Source organism: Christiangramia gaetbulicola (genome assembly GCF_003054225.1).
Lineage (GTDB): Bacteria > Bacteroidota > Bacteroidia > Flavobacteriales > Flavobacteriaceae > Christiangramia > Christiangramia gaetbulicola.
This window is the reverse complement of record NZ_QBKQ01000003.1, coordinates 600,751-618,716: the sequence shown is the minus strand read 5'-3', so window position 1 is coordinate 618,716 and position 17,966 is coordinate 600,751. Positions and strand designations below refer to the sequence as shown.

Annotated in this window: 12 protein-coding genes; 2 read left to right on the top strand and 10 right to left on the bottom strand. The window is 39.7% G+C overall.

Features of this window, described 5'->3' with window-relative positions; all coding sequences use genetic code 11:
- Position 1: 1 nt before the first annotated feature.
- Positions 2-880 (top strand): aldose 1-epimerase family protein, encoded by an 879-nt coding sequence (locus C8P64_RS14385; RefSeq protein ID WP_108172769.1) that lies wholly within the window; start codon positions 2-4, stop codon positions 878-880.
- A 72-nt stretch (positions 881-952) separates the two neighbouring features.
- Positions 953-2,296, top strand: a complete 1,344-nt coding sequence (locus C8P64_RS14380) for a DEAD/DEAH box helicase (protein WP_108172768.1) — start codon at positions 953-955, stop codon at positions 2,294-2,296.
- A gap of 592 nt (positions 2,297-2,888) precedes the next feature.
- Here C8P64_RS14380 and C8P64_RS14375 read toward each other — a convergent pair.
- The 10 genes from C8P64_RS14375 to C8P64_RS14330 all read right to left on the bottom strand — a co-directional run bounded on the left by C8P64_RS14375 (position 2,889) and on the right by C8P64_RS14330 (position 17,812).
- The gene (locus C8P64_RS14375; RefSeq protein WP_108172767.1) at positions 2,889-5,078 is read right to left on the bottom strand and encodes a S41 family peptidase; all 2,190 of its coding nucleotides are present in this window, start codon (positions 5,076-5,078) and stop codon (positions 2,889-2,891) included.
- A gap of 91 nt (positions 5,079-5,169) precedes the next feature.
- Positions 5,170-6,573 (bottom strand): dihydrolipoyl dehydrogenase, encoded by a 1,404-nt coding sequence (lpdA, locus tag C8P64_RS14370; RefSeq protein ID WP_108172766.1) that lies wholly within the window; start codon positions 6,571-6,573, stop codon positions 5,170-5,172.
- A gap of 240 nt (positions 6,574-6,813) precedes the next feature.
- On the bottom strand, positions 6,814-8,169 hold the full coding sequence (locus C8P64_RS14365; RefSeq protein WP_108172968.1) for an NAD-dependent succinate-semialdehyde dehydrogenase: 1,356 nt from the start codon (positions 8,167-8,169) through the stop codon (positions 6,814-6,816).
- 169 nt (positions 8,170-8,338) lie between these two features.
- Positions 8,339-9,577 carry a C45 family autoproteolytic acyltransferase/hydrolase gene (locus C8P64_RS14360; RefSeq protein WP_108172765.1) on the bottom strand — a complete coding sequence of 413 codons (1,239 nt, stop codon included), beginning with the start codon at positions 9,575-9,577 and terminating at the stop codon, positions 8,339-8,341.
- A 108-nt stretch (positions 9,578-9,685) separates the two neighbouring features.
- The gene (locus C8P64_RS14355) at positions 9,686-11,365 is read right to left on the bottom strand and encodes a biotin carboxylase (protein WP_108172764.1); all 1,680 of its coding nucleotides are present in this window, start codon (positions 11,363-11,365) and stop codon (positions 9,686-9,688) included.
- Positions 11,366-11,374: 9 nt separating this feature from the next.
- Positions 11,375-14,122, bottom strand: coding sequence for an aminotransferase class I/II-fold pyridoxal phosphate-dependent enzyme (locus C8P64_RS14350; RefSeq protein ID WP_108172763.1), 2,748 nt, complete (start codon positions 14,120-14,122; stop codon positions 11,375-11,377).
- 5 nt (positions 14,123-14,127) lie between these two features.
- On the bottom strand, positions 14,128-14,532 hold the full coding sequence (locus C8P64_RS14345) for a VOC family protein (protein ID WP_108172762.1): 405 nt from the start codon (positions 14,530-14,532) through the stop codon (positions 14,128-14,130).
- A gap of 12 nt (positions 14,533-14,544) precedes the next feature.
- Positions 14,545-15,480 (bottom strand): carbon-nitrogen hydrolase family protein, encoded by a 936-nt coding sequence (locus C8P64_RS14340; RefSeq protein ID WP_108172761.1) that lies wholly within the window; start codon positions 15,478-15,480, stop codon positions 14,545-14,547.
- A 106-nt stretch (positions 15,481-15,586) separates the two neighbouring features.
- Entirely contained in the window at positions 15,587-16,897 is a 1,311-nt protein-coding gene (locus C8P64_RS14335) for an aspartate aminotransferase family protein (RefSeq protein WP_108172760.1), read from the bottom strand.
- A 456-nt stretch (positions 16,898-17,353) separates the two neighbouring features.
- Positions 17,354-17,812: an Lrp/AsnC family transcriptional regulator gene (locus C8P64_RS14330; RefSeq protein ID WP_108172759.1), complete on the bottom strand. Its 459-nt coding sequence runs from the start codon at positions 17,810-17,812 to the stop codon at positions 17,354-17,356.
- Positions 17,813-17,966: the final 154 nt, after the last annotated feature.

The following is a 17,966-nucleotide window of genomic DNA, read 5'->3' as shown; positions in this document are numbered from 1 at the left end:
ATTGAAAAAGCATAGTATTGAAAATGAGTTCCTGAAGATCACTGTTAAAGAGACCGGCGCTGAACTTTGCAGTATTTTGAATAAGGAAAACAAAAAAGAATATATCTGGCAGGCAGACCCGGAGATCTGGGCCAGCCATGCTCCTAACCTTTTCCCGATCATAGGCGTGATCAAAGATGGAGTTTATAAATTCGAGGGTAAAGAGTATAGTGTGCCAAAACATGGTTTTATAAGACATAACGTAAAGATAAGGCTCAAAGAAAGATCTGAACACCAGCTGGTTTTTGAATTATTGTATTCTCAGGAAACCCTGGAAATGTATCCTTTCAAATTTGATTTCAGGATCGCCTTTACCCTGAATGGAAAGTCTCTGGAAGTAAATCATCACATTATCAATCTCGACGAAAAACCTATATATTTCTCTTTAGGAGGACATCCTGCATTCAATATCCTGCATTTTAAAAATGAAAAGATCGAAGACTATTCGCTGGAATTCGATAGAAAAATGGACCTGGAAACTTACCTTCTTAACGATGAAGGCCTGGTGAGTTCAAAAACAGAAAGTGTTCTTAAGAACGAGCATAAGATCCAGCTCACTGAACATATTTTTGATCAAGATGCCCTAATTTTTAAAAATATCAAGTCTAAAAAAGTGGATCTGGTAAGCGCCAAAAATGGCAGGATCCTATCGGTCGAATACAAGGATTTCAGGAACCTGGGCATATGGGCTAAGCCGGGTGCTCCTTATGTTTGCATTGAACCCTGGTTGGGAATTGCAGATGTTGAAGGAACAGACCAGAACCTTAAGAAAAAAGAAGGGATCTTAAAACTTGCAGCAGAAAATGAATTCAATGCAGACTATACGATAAGCATCGCCTGAGTTTTACTTGGGAAAAGCAGGTAATACTTTGGGTTTCATGACGTACCTTTGCACGAAATTAAAATACGCACTTTGAGTTTTCAGGATCTAAATTTAAACACCCCGTTACGCAATGCCCTGGAAGATCTGAATTTCCAGACTCCCACTCCTATACAGGAACAGGCATTTTCATCTATCATGTCTGGAAGAGACGTGGTAGGAATAGCGCAAACCGGTACCGGAAAAACCTTCGCATACTTACTTCCGCTTTTAAGAATGCTTAAATATTCCGAACAAAAGAATCCGCGTATTCTAATCCTGGTACCTACGAGGGAACTGGTCGTACAGGTGGTTGAGGAGATAGCAAAAGTTGCCAAGTATATCAATGTTCGGGTTTCCGGAGTATATGGTGGGGTAAATATCAATACTCAACACCAGGATCTAATGCAGGGACAGGACATTCTTGTGGCAACACCCAGAAGACTTTATGACCTGGTTCTGAGAAGAGCAGTTCAGCTAAAGTCTATCCAGAAATTCGTGATAGATGAAGTAGACGTGATGCTGGATCTTGGTTTTAAATTCCAGGTGAACAACATCCTGGAATTACTTCCTCCCAACAGACAAAGTATTATGTTCTCTGCGACCATGACCGAAACTGTGGAGGAAATGATCGATGCTAATTTTAAGGCGCCAGAAAAGATATCTGTTGCCGTTAGTGGAACGCCACTGGAAAATATTGAGCAACGGGCTTATAAGATTGAAAACTTCAATACAAAGGCTAATCTTATGATTGAGCTTTTCCAGGATGAAGAAGAATATCGCAAGGTGCTTATTTTTACCAGTGATAAAAGGTTTGCCGATAAACTATATGAAAAACTGGATGATATTTTCACCCGGGATATTAGCGTGGTACACACCGGCAAAAGCCAGAACAGCAGACTGAACAGCGTTGCTGAATTTGCTGAAGGTCGTACCCGCATCATGATCGCTACAGACGTGATGGCACGTGGTCTGGATATCGAAAATGTTTCCCACGTTATAAACCTGGACACTCCACATTATCCTGAAAATTACATGCACCGGATTGGTAGAACCGGCCGTGCTGAGAAAAAGGGAGTTGCCATCATTTTCAAAACCGAAAAGGACGAAGAGAATTTTGATAAGATCGAGGTACTCATGGGCATGGAAATTCCTGAACATGAAATTCCTGAGAACGTAGTTATTTCAGAAGAACTTATAGATGAAGAAAAGCCGAGAGCTATAGAGATCAATAATCCGCATTCAGATTCTGTAGAGGCCGGACCTGCCTTTCATGAAAAAAAGGAAAAGAATAAAAAGGTTAATCTTGGTGGATCCTATCGAAGAGAGATCGCCAAAAAGTATAAAAAACCTAAAACACGTGGCGACAAGAACGCTAACCGAAGAAGGAAAAAATAAAGAAATATAAAAAGGAGCGCTATGGCGCTCCTTTTGGTTTTATTAATCTTAGTATGATGGTCATCCTGAATTCATTTCAGGATCTCAAATAATTGATATTAATATGAGAAGCTGAAACTCCCGAAGAATCGGGGCAGCTTGACGGAAGCAATAAGGTTTAATTTACCTCTTCTACTAACTTCTATTTTTCTTCTTTGCTGCTTTCGCTGCACGCTTCTCTTTTAAGCTCAATACCGGCTCTTTTTTAGCCGAATTCTTGGAAGGAGATTTTTCTTTAGGCATGATTTCTATGATTAGAATTAACAGTTAAATGTAGTGATTGTTTTATTGCGAAATTCGCAAAAATAAACCTGTCTATTTTAAATAATTATATATGCAAAGGCCTGTTCTCTGTTGCTGGTATTGCAGCTTCTTTAAGCGCTTCCGCATATGTTGGGTGAGCATGACGCATCTTCGAAATATTCAAGGCGTTTTAAGTAAAGTCATCAAAACGCAGATGTTAAGTTCTATTCTTTTTTTTAAAAAAACGCCCTCAGAACTAACTGAATAAAATTTTATGAAATGGGCATTTCAATTTACAGGTTTAGATAAATCATTTTGTACTTGCATTTGAATCCTCTATAACTTCTATGGCTTTTTCCAGCAATTCATCGCGGCCATTTCTAAATCCTTCTATACTTGGCTTCACTTCAATATCAGGAACTATTCCTATCCTTTGAGTTTCGGTACCATCGGGATAATAAACACCTATTCCTGAAATCATAGTCCTTATTCCTCCTGGTAAAATAATCCTGCTAATATTACCATCAGCACCGGCTGTCTGACTTCCAATAACTACCGCTCCGGGGGCTGCGCTTAGTGCCATAGTGGTATATTCTGCATTACTTTGAGTTTGTTCATTTACAAGGATCGTCAATTTCCCTTCATAATTCCTGCGCAAATAAGAACCTACCTTCGAACCGTTCCTAAAACTGAAATATCCCGGATTTTGTATGGTTGTATTGGTAAACTTTACAAAGTCGGTAGGTTTGGGAACTACCTTATTCCCCATGCTGAAAACAATAAAATCTGAAGGATAGCAACGGAGATCCACGACAATTCCCTTAGTGTCTTCAAACTTGTTCAAGATATCTTTTATCTCTCCTTTTTTAAGGGATTCTGGATAGATATAACCAATATCGTTCTTGATCATTTTATGGCTTGGAATAGGGTCCGCCATATTATTCCATTCCTCTACTGAAGCTATTTTCTCTTTAAACTTTCCGTTCTTATTTTGAAATTTAATCTCCAGGCTATCTTTATTAGTCCATAATAGTTTTCTGGCCATATCCCTCAACTTGGTAGGATAATTTGAAGCTGGAAAGTATTTCAAATTTTCATCAATTATATCTGCGATTGCTTTGCCTTCGATATGCGTGATCACATCTCCAACCTGAATTTTCGAATTCAAGGAATCCCCTACTTTTAAAACAACAGGTTCTTCTTCAATGAATTCAACTTTTACTGGTATTCTTCTTTTTCCAAAAAACCGGTTTAGAGCCTCATCATAATACCACATATTAGCATGGGTATCATTAACTTCTCCAATTAGCTGGAGCATGTTGAGTTTATAATCTAGCTCTTCATTATTATTAACGAATCTTGGAATGTACTCTTTCAGAACTACATCCCAGTCCTTATCGGTTAAATGATTATTTGGATTAAAATACTCCATCATATTCCAGTATCGATACAAGGCTAGAAGTTTCATCCCCGTATCATTCCATTCCATTTCGGGATAACTTTTTTCGTTGGTAAAAGATGGATTCCTAACTCCACGGTTAATCCCAAAATAATAATGATTCCTTTCTCGTTTTGAGGTCAGAATATTTTTAAGTTCCTGGGAAAGCCCTGCACTTATGAAATTGGTATCATAGATCCATTTATAATCTGGAATGTGCTCATATTCTTTAGTATCTGGTAAATCATGCTCTCCAGTTTCGATACTTCCCAATGCTGAAATCCAGGAAGTTAATTCAGCATCAAAATCAACCGAATTTATCTTTGGTAAAAAGCTGAACAGTTCATTATCCCAGTTGATATTTCCCCTGGCTATTTCGGGATGGTGGTACTTAACAAAACCCCATACTTTTCCGAGTTTGTATAACCGTTCTTCCTGAATATTAGTTAGATGCTCAAGTTTGAAATTAGAATTATTGGTATAAGTAGAGTCCAGATCTGCCGGTTTATATTCAATAGGTTTTTCCTTCATAAACTGGATATCTTTTTTCCCATTAACCAGTAGTTTAAAATCATCGAACCAGGCTACACCTTTACCGGTAATAATCCCTCCTACGTAGATATTCTTTGCATCATCAGGAAATCTAACTGTCACCTTGTATTTCTTCCAGTCGTTGGTTCCATTCAAACCTTCAGATTGCATATTATCGAAAGCCAGCGAGCCGGCTGAACCGTCCACCCTGATCAATAAACCGGCAAATCCGTCAACGACATTTTCAGTTTTAATGTAGCCTTCCAGCATTAGAGAATTTCCACCGTAATTTGCCGGGATTTTATAGGCTATACTTCCAAATGAATTTCCGTTTTCGTCTGAAGTTATTTTTGCGGAATAATTCCCGGAAACGACTTCCACGGAATCCATCTCAATTTCATAGTCACCCCACACAATCCAGTCATCTGGCAGATCGCCATCTTTTACGAATTGATCTAGGTTTAGATTGTACTTATTTTGAGCATTACTTACGGCCGTAATTAGCAGGAACAGAAGGAATATTTTTTTCATAAAAGTTGGTTAAGGTAGCAGGGACGCAATAAAACAAAAAACCCGGACTTTATAACGTCCGGGTCTAAAATTTATTTTGGAAACAATGCAATTAGATATGCAAAGGCCTGTTCTCTGTTGCTGCTAATGCCGCTTCTTTAACCGCTTCCGCATATGTTGGGTGAGCATGGCTCATTCTTGAAATATCTTCAGCAGACGCTCTGAATTCCATCGCAGTCACCGCTTCAGCAATAAGATCTGCTGTTCTGGCTCCAATCATATGAACTCCAAGAACCTCATCGGTCTTTTCATCTGCAAGAATCTTTATCAATCCGTCGATATCACCACTGGCTCTGGAACGTCCAAGTGCACGCATTGGGAATTTACCTTCTTTATATTTTACACCTGCTTCTTTTAATTGCTCTTCAGTTTTCCCTACTGAAGCAACTTCTGGCCAGGTATAAACCACGTTAGGAATAAGGTTATAATCGATATGAGGTTTCTGACCTGCGATCAATTCTGCCACCATCGTTCCTTCTTCTTCAGCTTTATGCGCAAGCATCGCTCCACGAACCACATCCCCGATCGCATAGATATTATCTACGTTCGTTTGAAGATGATCGTTCACTTTTACTCTTCCTTTATCATCAAGCTCAACTCCGGCAGCTTCAGCATTCAATCCATCGGTGTAAGGACGACGACCTACAGAAACAAGGCAGTAATCACCTTTGAATTCGATCTCTTTATCCTTCTTATCATCAGCTTTGATGATGATCTCATCTCCTTTTCTCTCAACCGACTTCACTTTAGTACTGGTATGGAATTTAACTCCCTGCTTCTTCAATACTTTCTGAAGTTCTTTTGAAAGGGCGCTATCCATGGTTGGGATGATCCTGTCAAGGAATTCCACCACAGTAACCTCAGCACCAAGACGACGGTAAACCTGACCAAGCTCAAGACCAATAACTCCACCACCAATTACGATCATGTGTTTTGGAACTTCCTTCAGCGTTAAAGCCTCGGTAGAAGTGATCACTCGCTCCTTATCAAGTTCAATGAACGGAAGATTTGCAGGCTTGGAACCGGTTGCGATTATGGTCTTTTTCGCTTCGATCGTTTTTGTTTCACCATCTTTTTCGATATTGATGTGAGTCTTATCCTTGAAAGAACCAACGCCTTCGATCACATCGATCTTGTTCTTATCCATTAGGAACTTCACCCCGTCGCAAGTCTGGCTCACTACAGAAGATTTACGTTCCATCATTTTTTCAAGATTCAGTTTTACTTCACCCGGAATTTCAATTCCGTGCTCTTCAAAATGCGTGATTGCATCATGAAAATGGTGAGAAGAATCTAAAAGTGCCTTACTTGGGATACATCCCACGTTAAGACAGGTTCCACCAAGAGTGGAATATTTCTCTATGATTGCAGTTTTCAAACCTAGTTGGGCGCAACGAATGGCGGCTACATATCCACCGGGTCCTGATCCTATAACTGCAACATCATATGTACTCATAATTGTTTGTTTTTTTGTTTTTCAAAAATCGATCGTAAAAGTACAACTATTCTCTGCAATGACCAATACTCAATTAGCAGTTAGCAGTTAGCAGTTAGCAGTTAGCAGTTAGCAGTTAGCAGTTAGCAGTTAGCAGTTAGCAGTTAGCAGTTAGCAGTTAGCAGAAAATAAAAATTTAAACCTTGACTTCTATAGTAATCAAAAACTTCACACTTCTCACTATTTAATTTTCTCTTTCCACTATTTCACGTAAACCACCTTTCTATTCATAAATTCCATCATGCCATCCTTGGCCAGTTCCCGTCCGTAACCAGATCGTTTTGTTCCTCCAAAGGGCAATCTGGGATCAGACTTCACCAGTTCATTTACAAAAAAGGCTCCGTCAGAAACCCGGGAAGCATATTCCACAGCTTTTGCAGTGTCTTTTGTAAAAACACTAACCCCAAGTCCAAATTTTGACTGTTCAGATAATTCGAAAGCTTCGTCTATATCTTTAGCTTTAATAATCGCAGCTAAAGGGCCAAAGGTTTCTTCTTCAAAAGCGGTCATTCCGGGTTTTACATTTCCCAGGATAGTAGGTTCATGAAAACACTTATCCTGTTTTCCTCCCAGAAGTAACTTTGCTCCCTGCGAAACAGACTCTTTTACCTGACGGTTAAGTTGATCTGCCAGATCTTTTCTTGCCAGCGATCCTACCTGGGTAGCGCCATCTTTTGTATCTCCTGCTTTCAGGTTCTTTATGGCATCGGTAAATTTCGATACGAACTCATCGTGTATAGATTCTATTAAAATAAAGCGTTTTGCCGCGATACAACTTTGTCCACAATTAAGCATTCTCGCAGAAACCGCGGTCTTTACCGCAAGATCTATATCAGCATCTTCTAACACAATAAAGGAGTTGTTCCCTCCTAGTTCCAGCAAACTTTTTTTAATGTATTTTCCGGCTATTTGAGCAACAGCAGATCCTGCCATCTCACTTCCCGTAAGCGTGATTGCTTTTACAGCATCATGTGCTATGATCTTTTCCGTTTGATCGTGGTGAACTATCAAATTCTGAAATACGCCTTCAGGAAATCCGGCCTTGGTAAAAACTTCTTCGATTTTCACGGCACAACCAAAAACATTCGGTGCATGTTTCAATAATCCAGTATTCCCGGCGGTTAAAGTTGGCGCTGCAAACCTAAAGACCTGCCAGAAAGGAAAATTCCATGGCATAATAGCAAAGACAGCCCCTATGGGATCATGTCTTACAAAACTCTGAGCAGCATCGGTTTTTATGATCTCGGGAGAAAGAAAAGTTTCAGCATTTTCTGCATAGTAATCACAAACCCACGCACATTTATTCACTTCGGCCCGGGATTCTGAAATTGGTTTCCCCATTTCAGAAGTGATCATCTGAGCATATTCTTCAAGATTATCCCGAAGAACCTGTCCGGCTTTTTTGATCAAACCCGTACGATAAGATATTGGTTTAGTATGCCAGGTTTTAAAGGCTTCAGAAGATCTGTTCAAAGCTTCATCCAGTTCCACGCTGTTTTGAGCGTTATATTTACCTACCTGTTCTCCATTATATGGGTTAACACTATGAAATTCCATCTGTTTATTTGGTATTTGAAGGCTTGCCATTGAACCTTATCTGGATTGAAAAATACTTCACCTCATGCAGCTTCCACATCGAATCCGGAATACCAGGATTTGATCAATAAAACTTTGCTGCAGTAAGAATTTATGCAGTTTAAATAAAATATTTGAGTTCCTTGAATCTCTAATTATACCATCTGCTGCCGTAGTCTGTTCCAACCCTGGACCAGAAATCGGCCAGAACCTCCCAGGACACTTCTCCACGATGAATTAATTCTCCCTGAAGATTTTTCAACTCCTCTTTATCTAAATCTGGATACGCTGTTGCCATAGCATTCGCAATTGCTGCGGTGACAGTTTCCTGCCAATTCACCTCATCCTGACTCTTCAATAATGAGACTGGACTGTACACAGGGGTATCTGCTGAAACTTTCTCAGGCCTTACAGAAGGCTGCTCAAGTTCGATCAATTTGTACTGCTCCTGGAAATCCTCAAACGTCTGACTGATCTTTATACCCGGCCAGCGCATTTCAACAACTCCATCAAGAGGGCGGTAAACTGAAGTGAATAAGGTTCCGAAGCCTTCTTTGAATTGAGTGTTATACAAAGGCTTTTTAAGAAAGGCATCTGCAATTTTAGTTGCATTTATCCCTTTTTTCGCCAGTACCTTTTCTAAAAAAGCAGATCGTTCCAACGTTTTATTGAAAGCCGCATTCTCCGGCCAATCCACAGCGCCCTGGTGATTAGTAGTAAAGGCGGCATTGGTAACCACTGCGTCTTTGTCTGGTGCAATACGAACGGTCTTAAAAGCTCCCGTCTTATCTACGACGGTAACATTATAAGACATATGCGAAGGAATACGGATCAAGGCTGCGACCGCCTCCTCTACATTACTAGAAAATTCAAGGACATACCTCAAGATAAATGGAATTCCGAAACCTACCCCAACTTCTTTTCGACCACCGAAAGTAAGGGAAATGGCGAGGCCATCTTCATTCATCCCATCCACTACCCCAATAAGGCAGTCACTGGTCGCGATCACTTTTTTACCATTCCAGGCACTCAACAATTGCGTGCCTTCCATAAGATCTGGATGATAATCATAATTTCGCACCAGTTGTATCTCTTCACCAGAAAGTACTGCATTGGAGCAGGCACTGATATAAGCCGGTGGCTGAAAACCGGTTAAAAAGCGTGCCGCTACATCGTCTGCCTTTGCCAGTTTGCAAAGACGTTTATAGGTGGGCCACATTTCTGGCATATATTTTTTAAGTGCCGCCTGGGATGTTTTCAGATCTGGTTCATAGGCTTTTCCTTTGGAAAGTAGCCAGTTCTTATAGGCAGACCAGTGTGTATTATATAAATTTTGCCACTTCTTCCCCGGTAAACCGGCTTCAGAAACTGCATTAAAATGTAGTTGCATGAATTTTTATTATTAAACTGTGTAAGCCCGTTTTTACTCTTATTTTAATCTAAAAACAAGTGGAGCAAAGTAGTTCCTTTTATTTGTGTTAGCTGTTAAATAAAAATTTTATTTAGTTAAAGTTCCAGACAGGTTAGGCTTCTTCTTATCCTCTACCATTTCAGATGTATACTGTGAACGTATCGCTTTTATCCAGTGCTTGGCTCTGTTATTCAGTTTAAAATCATCTGTCATCATTCGACCTCTGGTTACCAGAATTCCCATATCGGCTCCTTCATACAGGTAATCTCCTTTTTTGGAAATCCTTAAAAAGAATGCTTCATTTTCATTTTCCACAGCTCTACGGTGTGTATCCATTCTATCATACTGGATATGACCGGTATCATACATTCTCCATATCCCTGATTTTGGTGCTCCGGTTACATACTCTACAGTATCCTCTGTATGTTTTACTATTAACTGGCTCCAGCCATCAAGATTTTCCTGATTGGACCAGCGCTTGTTGATCGCAGCTATGTCCAGATCATATTCAATATCCATCCATTCCAGAATATGAAAAACGAATAATGGCGCATCTGCAAGGGCAAATACCGCATGGTTGGTAATAGAACTCGCTCCGGTCACCCTTGGATTAAGTTCACCCAGGTAAATTTCACCGTTATCCTGATCTATTAAAAAATCAAGCTCAAAATACCCTTTGTAACCTTCTTTACGTAACTGATCTCCAAATAACTGGGTATTCTCGATTGCCTTCTGCCTTAGTTCAGGGGTAAAAGCGTTGGGATAGATCTCGTTTCCACACCAACCACCTTCATAAGGAGTTAGTTCTTCAAAGCCCACCAATTCGGTCATTAGCGGGGCTACGATAGTTCCGTGACGGGTTACACAAGCTTCAATTGCAGAACCTCTGCAACGAATACGTTTCATGATCTTTACCTCATCTTCGGACTCGATCTCCTCGGCGTATTTTTGATATTCTTCCTCATTGGAAATAAAGAAAGTAGTATGCCCTGAATCCCCAAAAGGTGTTTGGATTACGAGTTTTTCCCCTAGTTCTTTGGATACTTCCTGAAGGTGTCCATAATCATTCACTTTTGAAAGTACATAAGGAACACAGGAAACTCCTGCTCTCTCAGCAATTCTATTAGTATTTACCTTATTATCAAGGAAAGTTCTCATTTCGGCACTTGGGAACATGATCTCCAGGCCTAGTTTCTCAGCAAGTCTTTCTGTTTCTTCATTGAACATAAGAAACATTGCTTTTCCCGGCCTTCCATCTACAGATCTGGTCTTTAGATAGTCCTGTACTTCAGGATGCTGAAGCAAATAGTTGTTGATATCTTCTATTCCTTCAAAATCATCATGAGGAATTTCCTGTTTTGGAGAAAATACATTTGGATGCAAACCGTCAAAACATTCGATATAAGTAATGAATTTGAAACCTTTGATCCATTCATCTGCTCCTAACAGATTAAAATTGGTGGCGCTGATAAAATACAGAGGTTCCTCGTTCTTATGAAAAGACCTTCTGATATCTGAAACTCCATTTAATTCAGACTTCTTCGAAACAGCTTTTTTTATAGTTTTTTTAGTGTCCTTTTCCTTGGAAGCTGCAGTTTTAGCTTTGGCTCTCGATTTTTTCGCCGCAGGTTGGGGTTTAGCTTTCGGAGCTTGCTTTTTAGAATTATCAGACTTCCCCCGGATAGGAATTTTAGTTCTGTCTGAACCTGTTTTAATTGCAGATTTGGTCTTTTTATCTTTAGTTGTTTTTGGTTTCTTATTATCCATAATGCTTTATTATTTAATTAATTTCTTCTTTTTATTATTTCCCATCGCTCCCATGGAGGTCACGGTTTTTTGCCGGTTCAGCACATTTTCCTTAAAAATTCTCAATCCCAGATCGGCACGATAACCGTGAATTTCTGACACATCTAATGCCGTTAAAAATCTAATGATCTCTTTACTAACTACCTGGCCAGGAACAAGCACTGGAAATCCAGGTGGATAAGGAATAATAAAAGATGATGCTACCAGAATTCTGTCGTTTTCCATTGCAGGCAGACACTCTTCAAGAGGCATATATTCATAGTTTTCTTCATTGTAAGCCAGAAAAAAGGCTTCCCTGATGTTTCCTCCGGGAACTCCCGGTACCGCCTGGAACGAATTATGGAAATAACTAAAATCAGGTAATGGCGGAAAATCTTTGGTTAAAGAATATATCTTCTCCTCCCGAATTTTACTTTCTTTTGAACTCAGGGAAAGCAACTCCTTATCCAGTTCATCTGCTATCTTGAGCAGCGCATTGGTAAGGTAGGTAACACTTCCCCGGGTAGTACCGATATTGGTCATAAACAGCACCGTATTCCTTGAGGTTTTATTGATCTGGATATTGAATTTATCCATCAAATATTTGTTCTTGAAGGTATCGCCGTCAACCCCGGTACGTCCAATATGCAGCGTGATCTTAGTAGGATCAAGTACAAATTCATCCTTTTCCCAGGCTGTTTCCATCCTGTTCCAGCCCTCTTTTGAGCTATAGTATTCAGATAGACCTGATTTACGAAGTTCAGCAGGAATAAAATCACTTACGGTGAGCACATCAAAATATTTATTAAGTCTTGGATGGTCATTTATTTTTGCACGAAGCACCATGGCCATCTCTATACTTTTCTCCACAAGCTCATAGCCTTCAAACTGAACTTGTCTTCTGCCAACGTCTAATGAAGCCAGCATTTGATAATTAGGTGAGGTGGAAGTATGCGTCATATATGCTTCCATAAAGGTATTTTCACTCTTTCTTCTGAAATCTTCGTCCCAGATATGTATCATGGAACCCTGGCGGAAGCTACTCAAAGTTTTGTGCGTACTCTGGGTTGAATATACCCTGATCCTTACTTTATCTGGATCTGGCAGTCTCGTGATCTCATCCTTCTTCAGGTTTTTTACATGTTCTTCATATTCTTCCCTATAGGCGCTGCTATTGTATTTTTCATAAAGTTTCTTGGCTACGAACATTCCTGTTCTTTGCTTATAATTGTAAGTGAAGCCTGCAAAAGCGAACCATGCCTCATCCCATAAAAAGACCATATCTGGCTTAATGGCCAGAATTTCCTGCATTACTTTTTCAACGTTGTAAACAAGGCCATCAAAGGTGCAATTGGTTAGCAATAACATTTTTACCAGGTCCAGTCTGCCTTCCTTTTTTAAACGAAGCAGTTTTTCTTTAATCTGTTCCAGTGGCACCGCTCCATACATTGAATATTCCTCTATAGGATAAGAATCCAGATAAACGGGATAGGCTCCGGAAAGGACCAGTCCGTAGTGATGTGATTTATGGCAGTCCCGGTCAATCAGGATCACATCCCCAGGTTTTACCAGTGCCTGAACTACGATCTTGTTTGCTGTTGAAGTTCCATTGGTCACAAAAAAGGTATTCAACGAGCCATAGGCATCGCTGGCCATTTTCTGTGCTTTCTTCAAAGATCCGGTTGGCTGCAGTAAGGAATCCAGCCCACCCGTAGTGGAAGAAGTTTCGGCCAGGAACATATTTCTTCCGTAGAAATTACCGAAATCATTGATCCACCTTGACTTAAAAACCGAATTCCCCCTTGAAATAGGCATCGCATGAAATATACCGGTTGGTTTTTTACTGTACTCCTTTAATGCTGAAAAGAATGGGGTTTCATAACGCTCACTAATTCCGCGTAATATGGTAAGATGTAATTCCTGGAGATCTTCTGTACGGTAGAAAATTCTCCTGAAACTTTTTAAGGTTGTGTCCTTAAGTTTTCCCAGAGCTGTATCGGTAACATAATAAGTATCTAATTCTGGTCTGAACTTTTTTACGAGATCTCCCAGTACCGGCCCCAGTTCAGAGGAAGGTTTTGAAGCCAGGTCGAGGTTCAAAACTTTCTGAACAAATGGTTTTAAAGTTGGAGTTAACTTCTTGGAATGATAAGGCGGCGCATAGCGAACCACCACGGCCTGAATGTTATAATTAAAGTGCAAAGCGATTAATGCATCCTCAAAAGAGCGTTGCACCACAATGCCGTAATTAAACTGTTCGTTAGCTCCCCTAAGATCTTTAAGGTCGTTACGAAGTTTACACTCCTCCTGAAGTGAAATATCTTCAACAAATAAAACCTCAAAATAGTTCTTTTTAACAGCTTCGGGATATTCTCCTCTATCAGAGATCTCCACACCCTGGTCTTCATCTTCCATCAAATCTGGATTGCTCCTGTACCTGTCGCTTACCAGATGTTTGGTAATTTCGGCTATCTTATTGGTAAGAGCAGTATGTTCCTGCCTTTCCAGCATTTCATTCAGTGTGCGCAAACGTAAAATGCCAGGAAATGCAAAATAGCTCTCAATAACCTCTATGTCGTTTAATAAACGACGAAGATTGTTCTGTAGCTTTTTTTCGTCTGAAGAACCGCGGTTACATTTTTCCAGTTTTGTGGATTCATTCTTTAAATTATTCCAGGACTCCAGCCGAAGTTGGGCGACATTATAATGATATGAACTATCCGGTTTATTTTCTTGCATAAATTTTATTTGTTTGAATGTAGGGCCAGTTTATTTCCTTCAGAATCAATGAAAATGGCAAAGAAACCAGACTCTTCATTAATGAGTGTTTTCGTCATTACGATCCTTCCTCCTGCAGGTTCCACCCTTTTCAGAATAGTATTTAGATCTTGCCCTGCATTTAAATATAACAGTGGTCCTGTGTCACTTGGCGTGGAGCCTGGACCTTTTACGATGGCCCCTCCTATACCGTTATCAACTGGAAAAAAAGCCATGGCATAATTATCATCAAAGTTCTTTTCCATATCAATTCCGAAGATCTGATTGTAGAAATCAACAGATTGCTGAAAATTTATAGCCGGGATCTCAAACCAGCTTATAATGCCTTTATTGGTTTCTTTCTTTTTTCTCTTTGATGTAGTTCCGCCCATAGTTTTCTTATTTTATAGTTCGTTAAAGCCTTTATAACCTGTAGGATTTGCAGGTGGTTCATATTCATTTTCCTGCATTTTTAATTTTGACAGGGTGTCGAGTTTGGTTGGCTTTATAAGTGGCCCCAGTGAATTGAGATAAGGTAATTGCGCACCTTGTTGATAGATGCCGAACTGGCCAATGTGATCCCTGAAACTTTTTAAGGGTTGGCCTAGTCTAAGTATTCCAAGCTCCCTGCTTCTTCTTACTCTGTCTATATTTAATTCCAGCGGAAAAATTTCTTCATTCCCTTCTGCCTGATAGATCACACGTCCATCTGGACCGCATACTATAGATCTACCGCTTCCACCCGATTCCAATCCGTTTACGTCAAAAAAGTAGCATTGATTAACCGCTGCCATGGCCCTGACTATAGATAATTCAATTTCTCTGTCTATGGTCCCCGTCATCGTTGGATGCAGAATTACCTCTGCTCCCATAACTGTTAGGGTACGCACGGTTTCAGGAAACCACATATCGTAACAGATGGATAAACCAAATTTCGCAACACCCGGTACGTCAAATACACAAAATTCTGATCCGGGAGTTACCCCTACTTCATAGGGATAAAAAGGAAACATTTTTCTATATCTCGTAACTACTTCTCCATCGGGATTTATTACCGTGGCTGTGTTGTAGATCTTACCTTCAGATTTTTCAAAAATAGAACCCGGCAATAACCAGATCTTATGTTTTCTGGCCATTTTGCACATTTCCTGTTCAAAATCTCCAGGTATTTCCTGCGCGGTATGGGTTAATGGACCATACCCGCATAACTCACTAAATACTACCATATCTACCCATGGATAAAGGCTCATGGTAATATCAAGTTTCAGCTTCATCATCTCCACATTGGGAGCGACCGCTGAGACTTTCATTTGTATTCCTGCAATTGCGAATGGATTCATTACTTATAATTATTATTTTAAATGGTTAATGGGTTTAAACTGAATGAGCTTTCTGCACACAGAATTTTTCGTCATTCTTTTTCAGAATTGACTCATTCCAGTGTACCTATCCTATATTTTTTCTGATCTGATCTTCCAGAATATCGAGACCTTGATTTAGATGCTCGTCTGAAATTACAAGGGGAGAAAGTATCCTTATCACATTTTTAAAGGTTCCCGCACTTAAAAGCACTAAACCTTCGGCGGCGCAACCTTTTACTATTTTATCGCAAAGTTCTCCGTTAGGTTTTCCTGGGTCGTTATCCTTGACGAACTCAATTCCTATCATTGCTCCAACCCCTCTTACATCACCTATATCAGAAAACTCCTTCTGAAGTTTTTTCATTCTATCAGTGACGATTTTTCCAATATGAATCGCTTTTTCGTTAAGATTCAGATCTTTCATATACTGAATCGTGGCAAGGGCTGCAGCACAACAAACGGGACTTCCAATATAGGTTCCGCCAATAGTACCCGGTCCAGCCGCATCCATAATTTCTGCCTTACCAAGAACTGCAGCTATGGGTAAACCAGAACCAAGGGACTTGGCGTACGTACTTATATCTGGCTGTACATTATAATGTTGCCAGCTTGCCCACTGCCCGGTTCGGCAAAAGCCACTCTGGATCTCATCCATTATCAACAGCACGCCATATTCATCACAAAATGCTCGCAGACCTTCCAGGTATTTCTGAGGTACAGGATTAAAACCTCCCTCTCCCTGGATAGGCTCTATAATGATCGCAGCTACACTATTAATATCAACTATGCTATGGGCGCTATCCCGGAGGCGGTTTAGCTCAGTTTCGACAAAATCATCCATGTCCTGTGTCCCACTGTATTTATAGAAATTAGGAAAAGGAATACGGTAAACTTCAGGAGCGAAGGGTCCCGAAGAAAACTTATAATTCACCTTACTCGTAAGACTCATCGCCATAAGGGTACGGCCATGATAAGCTTCTGTATAACATAATACCGCCGGTCTTTTAGTAGCCTGCCTAGCAATCTTGATCGCATTTTCTACGGCTTCAGCCCCGGTACTAATAAGCATGGCTTTAGTTTTCTCACCATGTGGAAGTATTTCTGCCAACTCTTCACAGAGTTTAATATAAGGCTCATAAGTCACCACATTAAAGCTGGTGTGCAGGTATTTCCCTGCCTGTTCCCGAATAGCTTCAACTACCGGCTCAGGACAATGGCCTGCATTTACTACTCCTATGCCACCGGCGAAATCTATAAGTTTCCGGCCATCTACATCTGTGATTATTGCTCCTTTTGCTTCTTTTACTGTGGCTGTATTAAAAACTCCAACTCCGTTGGCTACTATATTCTTTCTTCTTTCCAGTAGTTCTTCTGACTGGCTTTTCTGTTCGATCATACGAAAAACAAATTATTAATGCTTTAAATGTTATTTTATGGATTTGGAAGGGAGGGGACGTCGCATACCATGAAATTATGCGTCCTTATAAGGTAATTACTACTACTTTCTTAATATACAGCTTTTTATCGTCTTACTGGTTTAATTTTCCATTAATCCCGGAATTAATAGTTTTCACGGAGGAAAGAGTCTGTTCAAAAAAGCAGAAGAGTTTCAATTATTATGGTACTTTGATACCTGGATAGGATCAATGGAAAAAGAATCGAAGGCGGTCCCTTCCTTTAGAAACAAGAATAAAATTACGGTTAAGGCTATTTAGAAATCACGGCAAGAATTTGGTCGGAAAAATAGCGATGAAAATAGTTTGGTGATTTTTTACTGACTAGAGGATTCGCAGAGTTCTTATTTATAATTTTCTTATTCCGACATTTTGAAATAGTTGAATCGTCTTAATTCCTACAAACTAATCACCGTACTTTGCTTTACTTTATTGATCGTAAAAATACTTTTGGTGCTCCCAATATGGTCAAGGCTGGTGAGCTTGGTAACCATGAATTCCCGGTAGGCATCCATATCCTTTACCAGCACTTTTAGTATATAATCGTAATCACCACTAACGTGTAGACATTCGATAACTTCAGGGAGGCTGGTGATCTCCTTTTCAAATTTAGTCAAGAAATCTTTTTTATGCTGAATGAGTTTGATCTGGCATAGCACCATAAATCCTTTTTCGATCTTTTCGGGATTCAGCAAGGCTACATATTTCGAAATAATCCCTTCCCTTTCCAGTTTCCTTATCCTTTCATATACTGCGGTTACCGAAAGTCCCAGATCATTTGCTATCTCTTTATTGGTCTTTTTACTATCCTGCTGGAGATGCCTCAGGATCCTTTTATCTATTTCATCAATTTTCATATTCTTACAAATTTTCAGAAAGTCACTCAGTTTTCAATTAAATATAGATTTTAAAACTGAAATTAAGACTAACCATAGATTTATTTTCTGAATATGATAAGAATCATTGTTTTTAGTACATATTCTAACCAATTTTGATAGTATAAAATGACTC

What these genes read in the sequence shown, in the direction of transcription:
- C8P64_RS14345 (WP_108172762.1), bottom strand. Translation starts at nt 14,532, where the DNA reads ATGGGCGGAACTACATCAAAGAGAAAAAAGAAAGAAACCAATAAAGGC.
- C8P64_RS14340 (WP_108172761.1), bottom strand. Translation starts at nt 15,480, where the DNA reads ATGAATCCATTCGCAATTGCAGGAATACAAATGAAAGTCTCAGCGGTC.
- C8P64_RS14360 (WP_108172765.1), bottom strand. Translation starts at nt 9,577, where the DNA reads ATGCAACTACATTTTAATGCAGTTTCTGAAGCCGGTTTACCGGGGAAG.
- C8P64_RS14375 (WP_108172767.1), bottom strand. Translation starts at nt 5,078, where the DNA reads ATGAAAAAAATATTCCTTCTGTTCCTGCTAATTACGGCCGTAAGTAAT.
- C8P64_RS14350 (WP_108172763.1), bottom strand. Translation starts at nt 14,122, where the DNA reads ATGCAAGAAAATAAACCGGATAGTTCATATCATTATAATGTCGCCCAA.
- C8P64_RS14335 (WP_108172760.1), bottom strand. Translation starts at nt 16,897, where the DNA reads ATGATCGAACAGAAAAGCCAGTCAGAAGAACTACTGGAAAGAAGAAAG.
- C8P64_RS14355 (WP_108172764.1), bottom strand. Translation starts at nt 11,365, where the DNA reads ATGGATAATAAGAAACCAAAAACAACTAAAGATAAAAAGACCAAATCT.
- C8P64_RS14330 (WP_108172759.1), bottom strand. Translation starts at nt 17,812, where the DNA reads ATGAAAATTGATGAAATAGATAAAAGGATCCTGAGGCATCTCCAGCAG.
- C8P64_RS14365 (WP_108172968.1), bottom strand. Translation starts at nt 8,169, where the DNA reads ATGGAATTTCATAGTGTTAACCCATATAATGGAGAACAGGTAGGTAAA.
- lpdA (WP_108172766.1), bottom strand. Translation starts at nt 6,573, where the DNA reads ATGAGTACATATGATGTTGCAGTTATAGGATCAGGACCCGGTGGATAT.